Annotated in this window: 15 protein-coding genes; 4 read left to right on the top strand and 11 right to left on the bottom strand. The window is 54.1% G+C overall.

The window, feature by feature from the left end; translation table 11 throughout:
* Positions 1–123: 123 nt before the first annotated feature.
* The gene (locus FY046_RS09950) at positions 124–663 is read right to left on the bottom strand and encodes a YggT family protein (RefSeq protein WP_133846158.1); all 540 of its coding nucleotides are present in this window, start codon (positions 661–663) and stop codon (positions 124–126) included.
* A gap of 8 nt (positions 664–671) precedes the next feature.
* Complete coding sequence (locus FY046_RS09945; RefSeq protein ID WP_133846320.1) at positions 672–1,385, bottom strand: YggS family pyridoxal phosphate-dependent enzyme; 714 nt, start codon at positions 1,383–1,385, stop codon at positions 672–674.
* 15 nt (positions 1,386–1,400) lie between these two features.
* Between FY046_RS09945 and FY046_RS09940 the strand changes: the two genes are divergently transcribed.
* Positions 1,401–2,393, top strand: a complete 993-nt coding sequence (locus FY046_RS09940; RefSeq protein ID WP_133846159.1) for a type IV pilus twitching motility protein PilT — start codon at positions 1,401–1,403, stop codon at positions 2,391–2,393.
* A 90-nt stretch (positions 2,394–2,483) separates the two neighbouring features.
* Here FY046_RS09940 and ruvX read toward each other — a convergent pair whose 3' ends face one another.
* The 8 genes from ruvX to metK all read right to left on the bottom strand — a co-directional run bounded on the left by ruvX (position 2,484) and on the right by metK (position 9,775).
* Positions 2,484–2,906, bottom strand: coding sequence for a Holliday junction resolvase RuvX (gene ruvX / locus FY046_RS09935; RefSeq protein WP_191933856.1), 423 nt, complete (start codon positions 2,904–2,906; stop codon positions 2,484–2,486).
* The gene (locus FY046_RS09930) at positions 2,906–3,469 is read right to left on the bottom strand and encodes a YqgE/AlgH family protein (protein ID WP_446186004.1); all 564 of its coding nucleotides are present in this window, start codon (positions 3,467–3,469) and stop codon (positions 2,906–2,908) included. Before FY046_RS09930 ends, ruvX begins: the two co-directional genes overlap by 1 nt.
* A gap of 90 nt (positions 3,470–3,559) precedes the next feature.
* Positions 3,560–4,504: a glutathione synthase gene (gene gshB, locus FY046_RS09925; RefSeq protein ID WP_133846162.1), complete on the bottom strand. Its 945-nt coding sequence runs from the start codon at positions 4,502–4,504 to the stop codon at positions 3,560–3,562.
* Between the two features lie 74 nt (positions 4,505–4,578).
* Positions 4,579–5,310: a 16S rRNA (uracil(1498)-N(3))-methyltransferase gene (gene rsmE / locus FY046_RS09920; RefSeq protein WP_167864027.1), complete on the bottom strand. Its 732-nt coding sequence runs from the start codon at positions 5,308–5,310 to the stop codon at positions 4,579–4,581.
* Positions 5,311–5,363: 53 nt separating this feature from the next.
* Positions 5,364–6,077 carry a deoxyribonuclease I gene (gene endA, locus FY046_RS09915; protein WP_446186003.1) on the bottom strand — a complete coding sequence of 238 codons (714 nt, stop codon included), beginning with the start codon at positions 6,075–6,077 and terminating at the stop codon, positions 5,364–5,366.
* 122 nt (positions 6,078–6,199) lie between these two features.
* A complete protein-coding gene (locus tag FY046_RS09910) occupies positions 6,200–6,712 on the bottom strand; it encodes a SprT family zinc-dependent metalloprotease (protein ID WP_133846321.1) in 513 nt (170 codons plus the stop codon).
* Positions 6,713–6,842: 130 nt separating this feature from the next.
* A complete protein-coding gene (locus FY046_RS09905) occupies positions 6,843–8,240 on the bottom strand; it encodes a sugar porter family MFS transporter (RefSeq protein ID WP_133846165.1) in 1,398 nt (465 codons plus the stop codon).
* Between the two features lie 380 nt (positions 8,241–8,620).
* Positions 8,621–9,775: a methionine adenosyltransferase gene (metK, locus tag FY046_RS09900; protein ID WP_133846166.1), complete on the bottom strand. Its 1,155-nt coding sequence runs from the start codon at positions 9,773–9,775 to the stop codon at positions 8,621–8,623.
* Between the two features lie 306 nt (positions 9,776–10,081).
* On the opposite strand from metK, the gene FY046_RS09895 reads away from it, so the two are divergent.
* The 3 genes from FY046_RS09895 to speB all read left to right on the top strand — a co-directional run bounded on the left by FY046_RS09895 (position 10,082) and on the right by speB (position 13,287).
* Positions 10,082–10,288 (top strand): virulence promoting factor, encoded by a 207-nt coding sequence (locus FY046_RS09895; RefSeq protein ID WP_133846168.1) that lies wholly within the window; start codon positions 10,082–10,084, stop codon positions 10,286–10,288.
* On the top strand, positions 10,281–12,257 hold the full coding sequence (gene speA, locus FY046_RS09890; RefSeq protein WP_133846169.1) for a biosynthetic arginine decarboxylase: 1,977 nt from the start codon (positions 10,281–10,283) through the stop codon (positions 12,255–12,257). The genes FY046_RS09895 and speA overlap by 8 nt, the downstream gene beginning before the upstream one ends.
* A gap of 109 nt (positions 12,258–12,366) precedes the next feature.
* Entirely contained in the window at positions 12,367–13,287 is a 921-nt protein-coding gene (speB, locus tag FY046_RS09885) for an agmatinase (RefSeq protein ID WP_133846170.1), read from the top strand.
* Positions 13,288–13,370: 83 nt separating this feature from the next.
* Here speB and loiP read toward each other — a convergent pair whose 3' ends face one another.
* Positions 13,371–14,123: a metalloprotease LoiP gene (loiP, locus tag FY046_RS09880; RefSeq protein WP_133846171.1), complete on the bottom strand. Its 753-nt coding sequence runs from the start codon at positions 14,121–14,123 to the stop codon at positions 13,371–13,373.
* Between the last annotated feature and the right edge of the window lie 110 nt (positions 14,124–14,233).

Raw genomic sequence — 14,233 nt, 5'->3', positions numbered from 1 at the left:
GTTTTAACCGAGAATTTTGCCCTACAGGAAGGCGGCAACTGAGTGAATCCCCGGGAGCTTACTGTAGTAAGTGACCGGGGTTCACAAGGGCAGCCAACGCATCTGTAGGGTAAAAGACGACAGTTAAAACTGGGCCCAGCCGGGGATGTATTCTAAGCCCAGGAAATTCAGCATATACAGAATCAGAATCACCGCCATTGCCGAGAAGTCGATACCGCCCATCGCCGGAATAATACGGCGCACAGGTGCCATCAGCGGCTCTGTTAACTGAATCAGCACGTAATCAACCGGGTTACGCCCCTGGCTGACCCAGCTCATCAGTGAACGCACGATAATGACCCAGAAGACCAGCACACCCGCCGCTTTCACCAGGATCACCAGACCCAGGTAGAGGAAAATTGGATCCGGCACGAACAGGCGCAACGTCACCGGCCCCAGCAGCACGCTGACGATATAAGCCAGCAGTAATGAAGCCGTATCAAGCGGCCCGATAGACGGGATGATGCGGCGTACAGGTTTAACGATCGGTTGGGTGATTTTCACCACAAACTGTGAGAATGGGTTGTAGAAGTCACACCGTGCCCACTGCATCCAGACGCGCAGTAACAACACTTTGATGTAAATCGCAATCACCGTTGTGACCAGAAAGATCAACGCTAGCATGAGGTTCCTCAGTTGTTATGATGAACGGCGGTGTGACCGTAGTCGCGCGCGCCGAAAATTGCGGTGCCGATACGCACCATGGTACTGCCTGCCGCGATTGCGGCATCCATATCGTCACTCATTCCCAGCGAGAGGGTATCCACGCCGGGATAATCTTGTTGCAGCTGTTGAAACGCTTCGGCCATCTGCTGACATACCGCCAACTGGCGCGCGTAGTCGGCTTCGGGTGCCGGGATAGCCATCAATCCGCGCAGTGTGAGACGCGGCAGATCGGCTATCTGCTGTGCCAGCGCGGGCAGGTCAGCCAGCCTGATACCGGATTTACTCTGCTCATCGCTGATATTGATTTGAATCAGGACATTAAGCGGAGGCAAATCGTCAGGGCGCTGCTCGTTGAGGCGGCTGGCAATGCGCAGACGGTCAACGGTATGGCACCAGTCAAAATGCTCGGCGACCAGACGGCTTTTGTTAGATTGCAGCGGGCCGATAAAGTGCCAGGTCAGGGCAGAATTTGCCAGTAGCTGGATTTTATCCACGCCTTCCTGCACATAGTTTTCGCCAAAGCTACGCTGCCCGGCTGCCACAGCTTCTTCGACCGCGCTCGCAGGTTTGGTTTTGCTCACTGCAAGCAGCTCAATCTCGTGTGGATCACGCCCGCATTGTGCCGCCGCCGCTGAGATCCGCTGGTGGACTTGCTGTAAGTTGTGCTCAATCGAAGTCATAGTCAGGGATGAAATATGGATATTGAGGAAATAGTGGCCCTTAGTGTAAAGCATAATGCCGGGGATCTGCACCTTTGCAGTGGTCATTCTCCATTCTGGCGCTGTGATGGCCGTCTGACAGCGATTGACGGCGAGCCTGAGGTGCAAAATGCATGGCTGGAAAGCGTGGCACAGCACTGGCTGAGCGCGGCCCAGCAGCAGGAACTGGCGCAGCAGGGGCAGGTGGACTTTGCCTTGACGATGCCAGAGGGTGTGCGCCTGAGGGGGAATCTCTTCCGCCAGCGGCACGGTCTGTCGCTGGCGCTGCGTCTTATTGCCCGTCACTGCCCGGCAATGGACGTGTTGCACCTGCCGGAGGTGACACGATCGTTGCTGCACCACAAAGAGGGGTTAATCCTGATAACCGGTGCCACCGGCAGCGGCAAGTCCACTACACTGGCGGCGCTGATTGGCGAAATTAATCAGCATCAGCAGCGGCATATCCTGACGCTGGAAGACCCGGTGGAATATCTGCATAGCAGCGCACAGTCGCTGATCCAGCAGCGTGAGAAGGGCCTGCACTTCAACGGCTTTGGCTCGGGGCTTCGTGCGGCACTGCGTGAAGACCCGGATGTGATCCTGCTGGGCGAACTGCGTGATGCAGAAACCATCCAACTGGCGCTGACGGCCGCTGAAACCGGGCATCTGGTGCTGGCAACGCTGCATACGCGTGGCGCAGCACAGGCTGTGGAGCGGCTGGTGGATGTGTTTCCCGGCAATGAAAAAAACCTGGTGCGTAGCCAGCTGGCAGGGAGTTTACAGGCGGTGATTGCCCAGCGTCTGGTGCAGGCAAAAACGGGCAGGGTCGCGTTGTTCGAGGTGCTGGTTAACTGCCCGGCGGTGGCGAATCTTATCCGCGAGGGGAAAACGCATCAGCTCCCGGCGCTGTTGCAGACGGGCAGCCAGCTGGGAATGCAGACGTTTGAGCAGAGCCTGGCGGAACGGCAAAGATTGGGGGTATTGAGTTAATGTTGTGCCGGGAACGGGCGAGTGATGCCACGCCCCTTCGGCGGGAGGGCGATTGTGTAGGGTCTGGCATGCCTGACCCGTTTAGCTCATTTACGTGTAATGGTTCTCGAACCAGCTTTCCAGAATGATGACCGCAGAAAGCGAATCGACGCTGCCTTTGCTCAGGGCGCGAAAACCCCCGCGCTCAAACAGTTCAGCACGAGCTTCGACAGTGCTAAGACGCTCATCATGCAGCTCAATCTGTACGCCAAAACGGCCATGCAGACGGTTGGCGAATTTACGTGCCCGTACGGTCAGCGGTTGTTCGGTGCCATCCATATTCAGCGGCAGGCCCACCACTACGCGGTCCGGCTGCCACTCTTTCAGCAGCGCTTCAATTTTGTTCCAGTCCGGTACGCCATCATTGGCTTTCAACGCTGTTAACGGGCGGGCTGTGCCGGTCAGTTGCTGGCCAATCGCCACGCCAATACTTTTCGTCCCAAAATCAAAGGACAACATGGTCATACTGCTCATCAGGCGTGTCCTGCTTCACTGGCGATATTATGGATATCGACACCCATACTTTTTGCTGCTTCGCGCCAGCGATCGGCAATCGGGGTATGGAACAGGATATTGCTGTTGGCGGAGGTCGTCAGCCAGGCATTTTCCAGCAGTTCGCTTTCCAGCTGATCTTTTTCCCAGGCACAATAGCCCAGTGCAACCAGTACCTGTTCGGGTTGATCCGGCGTACCCAGCGTTTCCAGTACATCGCGGGATGTGGTGATCACCGTGTTGTCAGACACACGAATGCTGGAGGCAAATGTCCGCTGTGCGGAATGCAGAATAAAACCGCGATCCTCTGCCAGCGGGCCCCCGGCAAACACCGGTTTATCCAGTCTTGCGTCGGATTCACGTGGCTCTGGTGATATTTTTAGCTTGGTGAGAATGCCGTCAACCGTCAGATTTTCCATCGGTTTATTGACGATCAGCCCCATCGCACCATCATCATTGTGTTCGCAGATATAGACCACTGAACGTTTGAACAGCGGGTCCTGTAGCGTTGGCATGGCAATCAAAAAGTGATGCTGTAAATTCATACTTAGTGTTCTGTAGTCTGGTTAACGCCCGGGCGGTTCGCCACGGGCGTTAATGGGTGAGCGGAGGGCAGTCCGGCCCTGCCGCAACAATCAGGCCAGGCGTTTTTCAATCGCATCCATCAGCATGCCGGTGATAGAAATCGGGAATGCGGCTTCGATCTCGCGAACGCAGGTTGGGCTGGTCACATTAATTTCAGTCAGTTTGTCACCGATAATATCCAGGCCGACAAAGATCAGTCCTTTCTCTTTCAGGATTGGGCCAACGCGGCGGGCAATTTCCCAGTCGCTTTCGGTCAGTGGACGAGCTTCACCACGGCCACCCGCGGCCAGGTTGCCACGGGTTTCTCCCGCTTTTGGAATACGCGCCAGGCAGTAAGGCACCGGTTCGCCGTCCACCACCAGCACGCGTTTATCCCCGTCTTTGATGCCAGGAATAAAGTTTTGCGCCATGCAGTAGAACTCGCCGTGGCTGGTCAGGGTTTCGATGATCACTGACAGGTTCGGGTCTTCTTTCTTGACGCGGAAGATTGACGCACCACCCATGCCGTCCAGGGGTTTGAGGATGATGTCGCCGTGCTCCTGCCAGAATTCGCGGATCTGGCTGGCATTACGTGTGACCAGCGTATCCGGGGTCAGTTCGGCAAACCAGGCGGTGAACAGCTTTTCGTTACAGTCACGCAGGCTCTGCGGCTTGTTAACGATCAGTGTGCCTTTCTCTTCCGCACGCTCAAGGATGTAGGTGGCGTAAATAAACTCGGTATCGAACGGAGGATCTTTGCGCATCAGCACCACGTTAAGATCGGCCAACGCAATGTCCTGCTCGCTGCCGAACTCGAACCATTTGTCATAGTTCTGCTCTACGCTCAGCAGGCGGGTGCGGGCACGGCCTTCGCCACCACGCAGATAGAGATCGTTCATCTCCATGTAGTGAATTTCGTAACCACGGCGCTGTGCTTCCAGCAACATGGCAAAGCTGGTGTCTTTTTTAATATTGATGGAAGTGATCGGGTCCATCACGATGCCAAGCTTAATCATTCTTTCTTCTCCACTTAGAGCTATCTAGCCTGCAAACTGTCTGCAACGATTACGCTCAAGTATGTTTATTAGTTTTAGCCCAGGTCGCCAAAACGCACCTGCAGGGCGGTAATCGCCGTCAGGGCGGTGGTTTCGGTACGCAGTACGCGCGGCCCCAGCAAAATATCGGTGAAACCATGCTGTGCGGTCATACTGATTTCATCGGACGTGAGTCCTCCTTCCGGGCCAATCAGCAACCTCACGCGCTCAACCGGGAGCGGCAGTGTGTTGATGCTGTGTTCAGCTCGTGGATGGAGATTTAATCTTAACCCGTGATCCTGCTCTGCACACCAGGCGTCAAGTGCCATTGCTGGCCTGACTTCCGGTACGCTGTTTCGCCCACACTGTTCGCAGGCGGCAATGGCGATTTTCTGCCACTGCTGAATTTTTTTCGCCAGACGATCTGCATCCAGCTTTACGCCGCAGCGTTCAGAAAACAAGGGGGTAATCACATTTACTCCCAGTTCTACGGCTTTCTGTATCGTAAACTCCATCTTTTCACCGCGTGACATCACCTGCCCAAGATGCAGATGAAGGGGGGACTCGCGGCTGTCGGCGCGGGTTGCGATGATTTTGACACGCACATTTTTTTTATCTGCCTGAATAATCTCGGCGGCAAAAGTCAGATTTGTGCCATCGAACAATTCCAGGGCCTGGCCTGGCACCATACGCAGTACGCGGCCAACGTGGTTAGCGGCTTCTTCGCTGAGGGCGGTTTCACTTCCTGTCTCTAATGATTCAGGGTGGTAAATGCGGGGTATACGCATGGAAATCCTGTCAAAATGAATGCACGGATGCTGTGCAGTGTAGGTCAGTGATTTTACCGCTGGCAAGCCTGCTGTACATAAGGGTTGTGATTCCCCTGCACACGCGCAATGCGGCGGTCGCGTTCGCACTCCCACTGAGTAGCCGGGTACTGCTTATTCCATGCGGTCATCAACTGGGTTTGCTGTTTTGATATTTGCAGCTGGTACTGGTCACGCATATAGAACCAGGTGCGGGCAATCGCGCCACGGGCGCGCACTGGCGGCTCAGCCAGCTTATTTTTAAAATCGACCTTCATGGCGCACTGGCCGTACTGCGACTCGCCGCCGTTCCACTGGCTGTACATAAAGTTACCGCGATCGCCGTTTACTTCGCCGATAGACGGTTGCAGGTTGTGCAGGTCAGTTTCGATGCGGCGGTAGCCCTCATCTTTGGCGCAGTTTTTCCGGCCGCCGTTTTGCCAGCACTGGCGCTGGTGGCCGAAGCTCCAGGCCGGAACCACATGTTCCCACTCAATACGGCTGGCGCGGTTGGCGTTCTTACGCACCTGATAACCGCATGAGGCGAGGTCAGGAACGCCTTTTTTCCCCTGCCAGTGAATTTTACAGCCGCAGTAGAAAGTGCCGGGCGCACCCTCATTGATCTGCGCAGCATAAGCTTTCGCCTGGTTGAAGCTGTTCTGATGATAGTTATCCAGGCTGAGGGCATGGGAAAAGAAGGCGGGTAACAGCAGAGCAAAGGCCACAGAGGCTAAAATTTTGCGAGACATATTCCAGTAAATCTGTAATCCATGAAAGAGGCAGGGAGAGTAACAGATATGCAGGATATTACGAATAAGTGGCGAAGACAGGTGTCTTAAATTGCCTGAATTTCAATCATATCAGGCAGATTTTAAGATTTCTGGAAGTCACCGGACTTGAGGATGTCACCGCAGTGCAGACAGCGGTATTCGCTTTCACCGCGTACCACCCGGTTATGGCGTCTGACCGTCAGCTGATGCTGCTGACAACGGCAGAAATAGGGGAAGGCCCGGCTACGTACGGATTGAACTGCGAACTGATGGGTACGACGGGCGGGAACACCAAGGATGCTTTCCATCATCCATTTCCACTCTTTACCGTGGGGGGCAACGCGACCGAAATGTTTCCATACCAGCAGGTGGGCCAGCTCATGAGGGACAACTTCATCAATAAACGCCTGCTGATTTTCCAGCAGTAATACCGGATTCAGGCGGATTTCCCAGTGCTGTAGCCAGGCGGTTCCGGCAGCGGTTCCACGCTGCTGATAAACCAGTGCCGGTTCGGGATAGTCGCGCTCCAGCCGCACATTGGCCTGCTGTAATTTTTCACGCAGTTGGCGCATCACGGCCTGTTGCAAAGCGATGGGGAGTCTCTGGGATTTCATGCAGGCAAGAATACGGGCCGACACCGGGCAATTCAAGCTGTAGCTGGCATCTTCTGGCGCTATAAAAAGAAAACGGGCCAGCATCATCGCTGGCCCGTTTTTATCGTGGGTCTTTGGCGTCACTGATTGTTCAGTCGCGCTGACCGATATTGCGTAGTTTTTTACCGCCTAACAGATTGCGTTCGATGTGCTCCAGTGAAACGTTTTTCGTTTCCGGGATCAGCCACAGTGTCAGGACAATAAAGAACAGGTTCAGCGCGCCGTACACCCAGAAGGTGTTGGCGTTACCCAGCGTGTTCAGCATGGTCAGGAAGGTGGCTCCGACAATCATGTTGGCAATCCAGTTGGTCGCGGTCGACACCGTGATACCGAAATCACGCCCTTTCAGCGGCTGGATTTCTGAACACAGTACCCAGATCAGCGGACCGGCACTCATCGCAAAACCAACGATAAACATCAGCAGCATCGCAATAGCGAAGTATTGCGCGCCTTCTGAGTGAATCCCCACGTGCAGCATGGTACCCAGCACGCCCATACCGGCAGCCATCACAATGAAGCCAAGGATTAGCGTCGGCTTACGGCCCCAGCGATCCACCAGACCAATAGCGATAAAGGTGGCCAGCACGTTGATCAGCCCGACAATCACCGTTCCCCACATCTGCTGGGTGGTATTGGTGAAGCCAGCAATTTCGAAGATTTTTGGCGCGTAGTACATGATGACGTTCATGCCGGTGAACTGCTGCATCACCTGCAACAGCACGCCAAGATAGACCGCGCGGCGGAAGTTGCTGTTGTCTTTGAACAGCGACCAGCCAGACTGCTTGATCTTCAGACTTTCACGAATTTCATCCAGTTCACGTTTAGCCTGTTCGCTGGTATCACGCAGACGATCCAGCACCCGCTGTGCGCTGCGGAAATCACCTTTCGCCGCCAGCCAGCGTGGGCTGTTAGGCAGGAAGAACACACCCACCAGCAGCAGCAGGGCAGGGATAGTGATCACGCCGAGCATCCAGCGCCATTCACCGGAGTAGCTGAAGGCAGTATCCGACAAATAAGCACCCAGAATACCGATGGTAATCATCAACTGGTACAGCGATATCATGCTGCCACGGATCTTCTCCGGTGCAATCTCAGACAGGTAAAGCGGAGCAGTATACGATGCGACACCCACCGCCAGGCCCAGCAGTACGCGGGCGACAATCAGCATTTCCGGGTTAGGGGAGAAGGCTGACCACAGGGAGCCGATAACGAACAGCACGGCCCCGATCATCAGGCTTTTCTTACGGCCGAGATAGGATGACATCCAGCCACTGCCGACGGCACCGATTGCGGCACCGAACATCATTGAACTGACTATCCACTCCTGTTGGTGAGGAGTCACGCTGAAGTCTTTCGCGATGAAGGGTAATGCGCCGGCAATAACACCGATATCCAGGCCGAACAGCAGGCCTGCCAGTGCTGCGAGGAAGCAGACAAACAGGGTCATAGCCTTGTTTGATGTCCTGCTGCGTTTTTTATTATCAGGCATGGTCGCCTCCATTAAGTAGTACCGTATGTTGTTGTTATAGATGTTAGGAAACCCTGGTACAGCAGACTGTGCTTCAGATCACATTAGTGTAATCGCTTACACTCTGGAAGTTTCTGAAAAACACTTTTTATCCCGCTGTAACTCTTTGTAACCAGTAAGTCATAGCACTTTATAGCTTTAACCGTTTTTACAATGAACGGCTATCGGACAACGCTGAAAATAGCGCATTTTAGGATTTAGTTGAAGATGTTATTTGTTATAACACTAAGAAAAATAAAGAATTATTAAGTGTAATCGTTATCACTAACTGCGATGTGTTTAGGGTCTTTCAGGCATAAAAAAGGGCACCCGAGGGTGCCCCTGATACATCAGGCTTGAGTTTATTTCAGGCCAGCAGCATCACGCAGCAGTTCAGCTTTGTCGGTTTTTTCCCAAGGGAAATGTTCGCGACCAAAGTGACCGTATGCCGCCGTTTCACGGTAGATCGGATGCAGCAGGTCCAGCATCTGGATCAGGCCGTAAGGACGCAGGTCGAAGAATTCGCGCACCAGCAGGGTCAGTTGTTCAGTTGAGACTTTCTCTGTGCCGAAGGTTTCGACCATGATAGAGGTCGGTTCTGCTACGCCGATAGCGTAGGAGACCTGGATTTCGCAACGATCGGCCAGGCCAGCGGCCACGATGTTTTTCGCCACATAACGTGCTGCGTAGGCCGCAGAGCGGTCAACTTTAGACGGATCTTTACCTGAGAACGCACCGCCGCCGTGACGGGCCATGCCGCCGTAGGTATCAACGATAATTTTACGCCCGGTCAGACCGCAGTCGCCCATTGGGCCACCGATAACAAAACGGCCAGTTGGGTTGATATGGTATTTGGTGTTGGCGTTGATCCACTCCGTCGGCAGAACCGGCTTGAGGATCTCTTCCATTACCGCTTCCTGCAGATCTTTCTGCGAAACGTCTTCGGAGTGCTGGGTCGACAGAACGACGGCATCAATACCAACAATTTTACCGTTGTCGTACTGGAAGGTGATCTGGCTTTTCGCGTCCGGACGCAGCCAAGGCAGGCTGCCGCTTTTACGTACTTCAGCCTGACGCTGTACCAGACGGTGTGCGTAAGTGATCGGCGCAGGCATCAGCACGTCAGTTTCGTTGGTGGCGTAACCAAACATCAGGCCCTGGTCGCCAGCACCCTGCTCCAGCGGGTCGGTACGGTCAACGCCCTGGTTAATGTCGGGAGACTGTTTGCCAATCGCACTCAGTACGGCACAAGAGTTGGCATCAAAGCCCATATCGGAATGGACATAGCCGATATCACGCACGGTCTGACGAGTGATCTCTTCAATATCGACCCATGCGCTGGTGGTGATTTCACCGCCAACCAGAACCATTCCGGTTTTCACATAGGTTTCGCAGGCCACGCGAGCTTTCGGATCTTGCTCGAGGATGGCATCGAGCACAGCATCTGAAATCTGGTCGGCGATTTTATCAGGATGTCCTTCTGATACGGACTCGGATGTAAAAAGGTGTTTAGCCATTTTATTCTTTACCTTGACTCTAACGGGTTGAAAATCGACTGCATGCGCCAGGACCGGAAACCAGTCTGGAAACTCAGACATGACGCCCCCACAGGCAAAGCCATGAGCAGTACAAACAAGACGCTGATAAGCGTCATACTTCAAGCTGTGGCTTCGCTGGCGACGCTTGTTTGTCGCCCTGCTACAACTCGAATTATTCAGGGTATAGAAGTTAACCAGTTTAGACGGATTAACATCTGGACGGCTATTCTAGGTTACTCATTAATCGGATTGCCAGCGTTTTTTCTTTAATGAAAATTTCAACTAATGTTCAAAGTGTCAAATTTTCATGACAGAGGGCGCATTGTGCACATTAAGATTTTGCATAATGTTATACTTAAGAGGTTGTTCGGTGCGGAATTTCAGCGTTTTGTGCTGACTAACCTGCCAGTCGATGGGTTGTTGTCGCGGGTTTTCCCTGCGATAGTAGTTTACTGTTTCGCATCAATGAAATTCGAGGATCGAAATGTCTGACGACATGAAGACAATTAAGGGTTCGTCAGCAGGCGAACAGGGCGTACTCCGTTCCATGCAGGAGGTCGCCATGAGCGATTTGGACGCCAGCAAAATGCTGCGGACTTACAATATTGCCTGGTGGGGTAATAACTACTACGACGTGAACGAACTCGGCCACATCAGCGTTTGTCCCGATCCCGATGTGCCGGAAGCACGCGTCGATCTCGCCAAACTGGTGAAAGAGCGTGAGGCTGAAGGCCAGCGCTTACCCGCCTTGTTCTGTTTCCCACAAATTTTACAGCATCGCCTGCGCTCGATTAACGCCGCGTTTAAACGTGCGCGTGAGTCTTACGGCTATCGCGGTGATTACTTCCTGGTGTATCCGATTAAGGTTAACCAGCATAAACGCGTGATTGAGTCCCTGATCAACTCCGGTGAACCCCTGGGGCTGGAAGCAGGCTCGAAAGCCGAGCTGATGGCCGTGCTGGCCCATGCCGGGATGACGCGTTCGGTGATCGTCTGTAACGGCTATAAAGACCGTGAATATATCCGCCTCGCACTGATTGGCGAGAAGATGGGCCACAAGGTCTATCTGGTGCTGGAAAAAATGACCGAAGTGAAGCTGGTACTGGAAGAAGCGGAACGCCTGAACGTGGTACCACGCCTGGGTATTCGTGCGCGTCTGGCTTCGCAGGGCTCCGGCAAATGGCAGTCGAGCGGCGGAGAGAAATCCAAGTTTGGTTTGTCCGCGACCCAGGTGCTGAAGCTGGTCGAGATTATGCGCGAAGCGGGCCGTATGGAAAGCCTGCAGCTGCTGCATTTCCATCTGGGCTCTCAGATGGCAAACATTCGTGATATTGCAACAGGTGTGCGTGAGTCGGCGCGCTTCTACGTCGAACTGGCGAAGCTTGGCGTTAACATCCAGTGCTTTGACGTCGGCGGCGGCCTTGGCGTGGATTATGAAGGCACGCGCTCGCAGAGCGACTGCTCCGTTAACTACGGTCTGAACGAATACGCTAACAACGTGATCTGGGCTATCGGTGATGCCTGTGAAGAACACGGCTTACCGCATCCGACGGTGATCACGGAATCGGGCCGGGCAGTGACCGCGCACCATACGGTGCTGGTCTCCAACATTATCGGTGTGGAACGTAATGAATTCAGCGAGCCTCAGGCGCCGCTGGAAGACTCCCCGCGCCCGATTGTCAGTATGTGGGACACCTGGCAGGAGATGCATGAGCCGAGCAACCGCCGCTCATTGCGTGAATGGCTACATGACAGCCAGATGGATCTGTTCGATATCCACACCGGTTATTCGCAGGGAACTTACGACCTGACGCAGCGTGCCTGGGCCGAGCAGCTGTATCTCAGCATCTGCCACTATATTCAGCAGCACCTTGACCCAAGCAACCGCGCGCACCGTCCGATTATCGATGAGCTGCAGGAGCGTATGGCGGATAAGATTTACGTCAACTTCTCGCTGTTCCAGTCGATGCCCGACGCCTGGGGTATCGATCAGCTGTTCCCGGTGATGCCGCTGGAAGGGCTGAATCAGGTGCCTGAACGCCGCGCCGTGCTGCTGGACATTACCTGTGACTCGGACGGGACTATCGATCACTACATTGACGGTGACGGCATTGCCACCACCATGCCAATGCCGGAATACGATATTGATAATCCGCCGATGCTGGGCTTCTTTATGGTCGGTGCCTATCAGGAAATTCTCGGTAACATGCACAACCTGTTCGGGGATACCGAAGCGGTCGACGTCTTTGCTTTCGCCGACGGTTCGGTGGAAGTACAGCTTTCTGACGAAGGCGATACCGTGGCCGATATGCTGGAATATGTGCAGTTGAACCCGGCAGAGTTGCTGACGCACTTCCGTAACCAGATCAAGCAAAGTGACCTGGATGAAGAGCTGCGCGCGCAGTTCCTGGAAGAGTTTGAAGCAGGCCTGTATGGCTACACGTATTTAGAAGACGAGTAAGTCTGGCCCCCAAACGGTCATACTGAATTAACGAATCCCTTCCGGGTCGGGCTAACGACGCGGTGGGGATTTTTTTCATCTTTTGTTTGTCAGTCAGAAAGGAGTTGCTATGAATAACACCCTGGGTAACCAGTACGATAACTCGCTGGTTTCTAACGCCTTCGGTTTTATGCGTTTTCCGGTCAATTTTCAGCCTTACGACAGTGATGCCGAGTGGGTGATTACCGGTATTCCGTTTGATGCAGCCACCTCCGGTCGTCCGGGAAGCCGTCTTGGTCCAGGCGCTATTCGTCAGATTTCCACCAATCTGGCCTGGGAAGGTTGCCGCTGGCCGTGGGAGTTCGACCTGCGTCAGCGCCTGAATGTGATTGACTGCGGTGATCTGGTTTACGCCTTCGGGGATTCTCAGGATCTGAGCGACAAATTGCAGGCACATGCGGAAAAGTTGCTGGCTAACGGCAAACGTATGCTGACGTTCGGCGGCGACCATTACATCACGCTGCCACTGCTGCGCGCGCATGCCAAAACATTCGGTAAGATGGCGCTGGTCCATTTTGATGCGCACACCGACACCTATTCTAACGGCCCGACGTTTGACCACGGCACCATGTTCTATACGGCGCCGAAAGAAGGGCTGATCTCACCTGAGCATTCCGTACAGATTGGCATTCGTACCGAGTTTGATAAGTCTCTGGGCTTTAATGTGCTGGATGCTGCTCAGGTCAACGATCGCAGTGTGGATGATATTCTCGCGCAGGTGAAAGCGATTGTCGGCGATCTGCCCATCTATCTGACGTTCGATATCGACTGCCTGGACCCGGCCCATGCCCCAGGCACCGGAACGCCGGTGATTGGCGGCCTGACCAGCGATAAGGCCAGCAAGCTGGTACGCGGTTTACAGGGAATGAATATCGTTGGTATGGATCTGGTGGAAGTGGCACCGGGTTACGATCAGTCCGATATCACCGCACTGGCGGCTGCCAGCCTGGCGCTGGATATGCTGCACGTGCAGGCAGCGAATAAAGGGTAGTTTCCTGTGAGAAGGGCTGACCGAAACAGACGGTCAGCCCCTGGGTTTGCCAGGGCGATCTTTTTTCGGTCGCCCCGTGTTGATTATTTACCAGCCGCAATACGCTGTTTGATGTGGTCTGCGCGCGCCTGGGAAGCCGGGTGCGAATCAAACATGCTGCTTTCGTGAGTCCCTTCCATCTTCGCTAACTTCTCAAAGCTGGTCACCAGGCCCTGTGGGTTGATGTTGCGCTTTTTCAGCAGATCGAATGAGTAGTCATCCGCCTGGGACTCCTGGCTCTGGGAGAACTGTGCATTCACCAGTTTCTCGCCCAGTGCACCTAGCTGAGACTGTGACAGCGATGCGGCAACGCCCCCCGCAGAAGCTGCGGCAGTACGTGCAGCAGTCGTGGCATAGGCCAACTGCATCGCTTTACGTGAGTGACCCAGCGCTACGTGGCCCATTTCATGGCCCAGCACGCCTTCGACTTCGTTATCGGTCATCAGGTCCATCAGGCCGCTGTAAACGCGGATACAGCCATTGGCCATCGCCCAGGCGTTGACGTCTTTGGTCAGATAAACTTTATAGTTTGCCGGGGTACCGTTGATATTGTCGCCCAGTGCCGCTGAGATTTTGCTCAGGCGTTTAGCATAAGTGCTGCTGGCAGGGGCGATCTGCGCTTCGCTGTCCATCTGCTGACAGGATTTATCGCTTAACTCTTTGACCTGTGCATCGCTCAGTGTGGCAGCCTGGTAGGCTTGTGCACCGGACTGCATCAGCGTGTTAGCATCAAAATTCTGACAGCCAGAGAGGGTCGTGGCCAGTGCCAGTGCAGCGAAAGAAATACGTTTCTTCATTCCAGTTCATCCATTTAGGTAACAAGGTAGGAAAATCATTAAGTTGAAAAAAAACGTCGGGAAAAAAAAGCCGACGGAAGAGGTGTTATAGCGCGTGTAAAGGCGATTGC

It is taken from the genome of Erwinia sp. 1181_3 (assembly GCF_052824965.1).
Note: the sequence above shows the minus strand (reverse complement) of the source record. Positions and strands in the feature narration are given on the sequence as shown.